Annotated in this window: 4 protein-coding genes, 1 tRNA gene and 1 pseudogene; 1 reads left to right on the top strand and 5 read right to left on the bottom strand. The window is 56.8% G+C overall.

Features of this window, described 5'->3' with window-relative positions; genetic code table 11:
• Positions 1-5: 5 nt before the first annotated feature.
• Positions 6-1,022: a threonine aldolase family protein gene (locus ACILQA_RS09400; protein WP_395629461.1), complete on the bottom strand. Its 1,017-nt coding sequence runs from the start codon at positions 1,020-1,022 to the stop codon at positions 6-8.
• Positions 1,023-1,255: 233 nt separating this feature from the next.
• Here ACILQA_RS09400 and ACILQA_RS09395 point away from each other — a divergent pair, with 233 nt between their 5' ends.
• A complete protein-coding gene (locus ACILQA_RS09395; RefSeq protein ID WP_395629460.1) occupies positions 1,256-2,623 on the top strand; it encodes a M24 family metallopeptidase in 1,368 nt (455 codons plus the stop codon).
• A gap of 24 nt (positions 2,624-2,647) precedes the next feature.
• Here the strand turns inward: ACILQA_RS09395 and ACILQA_RS09390 are convergent, their stop codons facing one another.
• From ACILQA_RS09390 to ACILQA_RS09375, 4 genes and pseudogenes are all read right to left on the bottom strand, one after another.
• A complete protein-coding gene (locus tag ACILQA_RS09390) occupies positions 2,648-3,724 on the bottom strand; it encodes a phosphotransferase family protein (RefSeq protein ID WP_395629459.1) in 1,077 nt (358 codons plus the stop codon).
• Entirely contained in the window at positions 3,717-4,811 is a 1,095-nt protein-coding gene (locus tag ACILQA_RS09385) for a hypothetical protein (RefSeq protein ID WP_395629458.1), read from the bottom strand. Before ACILQA_RS09385 ends, ACILQA_RS09390 begins: the two co-directional genes overlap by 8 nt.
• A gap of 463 nt (positions 4,812-5,274) precedes the next feature.
• Positions 5,275-5,682: pseudogene (locus tag ACILQA_RS09380) on the bottom strand (DUF4915 domain-containing protein); the annotation flags it as partial.
• Between the two features lie 58 nt (positions 5,683-5,740).
• Positions 5,741-5,817, bottom strand: a tRNA-Arg gene (locus ACILQA_RS09375).
• Positions 5,818-5,867: the final 50 nt, after the last annotated feature.

Below are 5,867 nucleotides of genomic sequence, written 5' to 3'. Positions count from 1 at the left end.
CGTGCTCATAATGCAGCGATCGCGCGGGCCAGCGGGGCAACGTCGGCCTCGGTATGTTGCCAACTGGTGACGAGCCGCGCTGCGCCCCAGTTTTCGTCAACAACACCCCAGTCGTAAAAGTCAAAACCTTGCGCCCGCAACGCCGCCGCTTCAACTGGCTTCAGGCGCAAGAATATCTCGTTGGCTTGCACAGGATAAAGCAATCGTTCGGCTGCTGCGCCCGCGATGATTTGCGCCGCTGCGTTGGCGGAACGCGCATTGGTCAGCCACAGATCATTCTCCAGCATCGCCAACAATTGTGCCGCAAGAAACCGGCCTTTTGACTGCAAATGCCCAGCCCGCTTGCGCCGATAGCGGGCAGCGTCGGCGAGCGCCGGGTCAAAATAGATCAGCGCCTCTGCGCCCATGCCGCCATTTTTGACGAAACCGAAACTCAATATATCGACGCCGGCGTTCACCGTCACATCGGCTGGTGCACAGCCTAAGGTCGCCACTGCATTGGCAAAACGCGCGCCGTCCATATGCAGGCCAAGACCGCGATCATGGCACAATGCGCCAAGGGCCGCGACTTCCGCAGGGCTGTAGACCATGCCATATTCGGTTGCGTTGGTGATCGACAATGCTGCCGCCTGCACCTGATGCACATCGTTGCGAATGCCGTTCAAACAAGTCTCGACCGTTCCAGGCGTTACCTTGGCACCTTCACCTTCGATCAGCATCAATTTCGCACCAGCGGTGTAGAAACCCGGCGCGCCGCATTCATCAACCTCAATATGGGCTTCACGGTGGCAAATGACGCCCTGATGCGGCTGAACAAGCGACGCAAGCGCGAGGCAATTGGCACTTGTGCCCGTTGCCACCCACAGCACCGCGACATCGCGGCCGAACATAGCGGAGAATGCGGCATCGAGCCGCGCACTCCATTGGTCCCCATCATATGCGGTGTCGATATGGTTGGCATCGGCCATGGCTTGCATGACAGCGGGGTGCACCGGGGCGGCATTGTCAGAGAAGAAACGCATGAGCATCCGCATGGCGGGAAAACCCGCCTGCCGTCAAGCGCTTAGCGGACGTGCGTCGCGTCAATATACAGCTTCAACATGCCGTGGGGGAACATTTCGTAAGGGAATATCCCGGCTTCCTTCATACCCAAGCCTATCCCTGATATCGCCTGTTTTCACATCGAATGGCATGTCGGACTTGATCCTTGCATCGCGGCCAGCCAATGTCGGTGCATAATGTAATTGGGGGAAGCATGATGGCAAAGCGCGTGATATCTGGACTGGCTCTGCTTGCGGCCATGATTGGGCCAGCCACTGCGGCAGTATCGGCGCCCATCGTCATGCGCGAGACCGAGGCACAGACACCCGCGCTGCCGCCTATATTAAATGCCCGTGAAAGGGCCGCGACCGAAAACCGCATTTTAGCCGCGCGGTTGGATACGATCATTCCTGCCATCATGCGCGAACAGGGCGTTGATTTGTGGTTGATGGTGGCGCGCGAATATTTTGAAGAGCCCGTGGTCGCGTCGATGCTGGATGCAGAGAATATGCACGCACGGCGCCGGACAATCTTGATTTTCCATGATCCGGGAAATGGAAAGCCGGTCGAGCGTCTGACTGTTAGCCGCTATGGACTTGGCGGCCTGTTCGCGCCAGCGTGGGATCCAAGCAAGCAGCCTGATCAGTGGCAAGCGGTCGCGGACATAATCGCCGCGCGCGATCCGGCCAAAATTGCGATCAACACGTCGGACCTATATCAATTCGCCGACGGCATGACGCTCAGCCAATATGAAAAATTTACAGGCGCGTTGCCCGCAGCATTGCGGTCGCGGATCGTCAGCGGCGAAACGCTCGCTATCCGGTGGCTTGAGACGCGGACGCCCGCGGAGATGGAAATTTATCCCAGCGTGCTGCGCACTGCCCATGCGATAATCGCTGAGGCATTTTCGCGTGCCGTGATCACCCCGGGGGTGACAACGGCGGAGCAGGTGCAATGGTGGTACCGTGACCGGCTGCTTCAGCTGGGCCTCGAACCATGGTTCCATCCTTCGGTCGCGATCCAGCGGGCGGGCGCAAAGGGTATGTTGGAAGGCGATGAGGTCATTCAGCCGGGCGACCTGCTATGGACAGATTTTGGCATCAATTATCTGCGGCTCAGCACCGATACGCAGCATCTTGCCTATGTTCTGAAACCCGGCGAGCGCGATGCGCCTGCTGGCATCCGGCAGGGGCTGGCGAACAGCAACCGGGTGCAGGATATCCTTAGGCGCCAGTTTGCGGTTGGACGCAGCGGGAATGCGGCTTTGGCATTGGCGCGGGCAGAAGCCGTGGCGGCCGGACTTGATCCGTCGATTTATACGCACCCGATTGGCTTGCATGGTCATGGCGCCGGGCCGTCCATTGGCTTTTGGGATAATCAAAACGCCGACCCGCGTGGAAGCGGGGCGATTAATGCCAACACAGCATGGTCCATCGAGCTTACAACCTATGCCGCCGTTCCCGAATGGGGCGGGCAACGGGTCGATTTCCGCAGCGAAGAAAATGCTTTTTTTGATGGCAAGACGGTGCGTTTTATCGATGGACGCCAAACTGAAATCACCCTGATCCCGTCAGGGCAATGATTTGGTCGCAGCGTTCCTGCGGGGCTAGAAATCAAGGGCAATCTCGGTATGGTCTATCGCCATCAAAGCCGACCGCTCTGACATAGCCAGAAACATTGCGTCGCCCCGGTCGGTCTGTTCCACGACCATGGACGCAGTGACACCCATGAGCATTCCCGAAAAAGACGCAAGCCGATAGGCATCCCACTGGTGGGCAAGGTCTGCGAAGGGCACATTGTGCCGATCTAATTGTGTTCGATACCGCGCCAGAAGACCATGCTCTTCTGCTTTACGGGTAGCGGGGTCCATCGATGTGCCGAGGTAATAGGCTATGTCGCTTGCACCTTCGCCGACACCAACCGTTTGCCAGTCGACGATGACGATGGGCTTGTCCTTGTCGTCGGCGCAGTACAGCATATTATCTGGACGAAAATCATTGTGCGTGAGACAGCGTGGGCCGGAACGTGAGTCTAACCATCGTTTGATATTGCCCAAATAACGCTCACCGACGATTTTCATCTCTTGGGTGATCCGATCGCGATATCGGTCACAAAATGCAGGCCAAAGCATCGTATAAATCGCGTCGCTGTCCATCTGGGGCGGAACAGCTTTCGTGCCGCTGAGCCAGTCAAGCGTGTCGAGCGATGGATCGCCCCACCAAGCCGCGTGAATGCCAGCCGCCGCATCCATTGCCAGTTCGGCCTCTGCCCGCGTTGGAACCAACAATTGGTTGCCCGGTGCATGTGATGGAAGATCGTGCATCAGCAAAGCAAATTCATGGCTGTCGTCATCAAATGCGATAAAGAGATGATGGGGTATCGCCATCGATTTCTTACCCGCAAAAAGCCCATAAAAACGGCTTTCACGCATATAGGTCATATAGGATCTACCGGCAGCTTTGCTGACAGGATCATTGGATGGCAATTTTGCCACGAGCGTCGGAGGCGCGCCGTTCGCAGGGCCATCATATGTCAGTTTGAGGCGGTACGTCGCGCCGACCTGTCCGGTGCCTATGGCGTGCGATTCAACCGACATGACCTTGGCATCATAGCCATTATTGTGCAGCTGCGCCGTCAACCAAGCGGGGGTCATATCGGCCAGACCGGAGATTGCATCAATCATTGAAAATGCTCTTCAGACCCAGCGGTTCATAAGCGCCAAGGATCAACTGTTCCAGAATGCCTATACCTGTCTGGCTCTCACTGCCGAGCGTCATGGTAACGCGAGAGACGGCCTGTATGTGGAGATGATCGGCGCGGCCCGCCTCAACGGTCGTCAGGTCAAGATCTTCGCGCTCGACAGTTAATACACCCTTCCACCCACCATGTGGCCATTGCGGGTGGCCATAGCCGATGCCGCGCATGAGAAAAGCTGCCCCCGGTTCAAAGACGGCCGTGACATTTCGCCCATCTGCGAATTCTGCTTTCAGGACGGCCTGTTCCGCGTGACGCCAGCCGGGCTTAAGCGTGACCGCCATTTCGCACGCGTCGCTTTCCAACATTTCATGCGCAGCTGCGCCGTCCGGGCACCATACTGCCCGGATATTCCAGTGTCGGCCCTGCGCATCATCATTCACATGAAAATAGAGTGCACCATCCTGAAAATTCACTGGGCTCCACAGCCAATAGAACTGGGGGATAGTTTGCGGGACGGTGGGCTGCGGGTCGCTGGCGCCAATGGGGCGGATACCCCAACTGCGGTCGCGCGTGCCAACAGCGCCGTCGATATCCCGCCGAACGCCATCTACTTCAATCCAGCCCTGCCAATGCCCGTTTTGCGTCATGCGGGTATAATCCATGAAGGTCCGCGGCCCGATCCTTCGGGTGAAGCGCGGTTCTTCAACGGGGAATGCGCGGCCAACAAAGGTCAGATTGGCGGATATTCCTTCATGGTTGTCGACGACAACGCGCAGTGACTTAAGTGGTTCGAGTATCTCAATGGTGATGGGCCCGACGATGAGATCCATCCGTTCCATATCCAACAAGCGGGAGGCATGAACGCAATATTGGACGTCGCCTCGGATGCAGGAAAAATGCGCATCGGCAACGTTCAGGTGCGGATAAATTCCAAAGGCGATAGCGAAAAAATCGCTGCCATCTGCCTGATAGCCGTTAAAGAAATACCGGTCGTAAAAGTTCCGATCTGTCCCGGAATATGCGATGGGCTCAGCTGTCTGGTGGATTGGATATTCGTCGCCTTTAGTTAGCATCAGCCTGCATCCTCCCTATACTCTTGTGGCGTTTCTGGGCTGGACGTCGTTTTCCAGAATGCTGCGATTCAGATGTGCACCGCTCTCAGGCGGGAATTGTGCGTCGAAATACAACCCGATTCCCGTACCCCGATCCGTGTCGTGACGCCCCTCCTTTTTGATTTTCTATCATGGGCCCTATGACTAGGCAAACCATTGGAGTTATCTGCCCCGTCAAATGCAGCTGCCAAATGCATTGTTCTGCCATTCCATAAGCTGCTCCGTTGCGAGCGCGTCATAACTTTTTAGAGAATGTCGGAAATCCTGTTGCGTGGTGCAGTCTGGTTCGGCCCGGAGTGTCCTGAGGACGTCATTGCGACGTTCGGAACGCTCATTCCTCAGTTCGGATTTGCCATGTGATCTTCTTTGCGTCCGGCGAAGTGATCGTGGGATACAGCCTCAAAGGCGGACGAACAGCATGACTTTAGCGTATGCACAAAATGGGGTGTGGTAGGCAGGTGACATAAGCGGGCTTGCCGTCCTGCACGGCCATTCCATTCAGGTGACAGCGATCCTCTGCGGCAAGCCGGTCGATAAATGGCGGGCGCCAAACTTCCCGAAAACTTCCCCGATCGGACAAAGTTGCCAGACAGTTGAAGCGGGTAGCGACGAATATAGGGTTGCCCGCTGCATCCTCATGGATGTCATGGATGTCGATATCGCCCGCAGTATGCTCGATGACAGGAACGTAGAGTGCATCATAAGCATCTTGCATCTGGCCGGTGTCGAGGAAGTTTTCGAAGCGCCAAAGCTGGTAGACGGAACTCATCCAGAAGCGGCCCGGACCAGTTCCAAGCCCCATGGGGCGTTCAAAGGTGCGTTCAAAGACCGAGAGCCAGCCATCGGGAGGAAAAGATGGTCCGGAAAATGTTCGCGGTTATGTTCGCAATTGGCGCGCCCTACAGGAGTCGAACCTGTGGCCTCAAGATTAGAAGTCTCGCGCTCTATCCAGCTGAGCTAAGGGCGCGCGCTGAGAGGCGCAATAACGGCTTTGCCTGCGAACGCAAAGCTGCTTAT

This window comes from Sphingorhabdus sp. (assembly GCF_044239005.1).
Taxonomy (GTDB): domain Bacteria; phylum Pseudomonadota; class Alphaproteobacteria; order Sphingomonadales; family Sphingomonadaceae; genus Sphingorhabdus_B.
Note: the sequence above shows the minus strand (reverse complement) of the source record. Positions and strands in the feature narration are given on the sequence as shown.

Bases quoted from the DNA above. Each gene is read 5' to 3' on its own strand.
- ACILQA_RS09385 (WP_395629458.1), bottom strand. From the start codon at position 4,811: ATGCTAACTAAAGGCGACGAATATCCAATCCACCAGACAGCTGAGCCC.
- ACILQA_RS09395 (WP_395629460.1), top strand. From the start codon at position 1,256: ATGATGGCAAAGCGCGTGATATCTGGACTGGCTCTGCTTGCGGCCATG.
- ACILQA_RS09390 (WP_395629459.1), bottom strand. From the start codon at position 3,724: ATGATTGATGCAATCTCCGGTCTGGCCGATATGACCCCCGCTTGGTTG.
- ACILQA_RS09400 (WP_395629461.1), bottom strand. From the start codon at position 1,022: ATGCGTTTCTTCTCTGACAATGCCGCCCCGGTGCACCCCGCTGTCATG.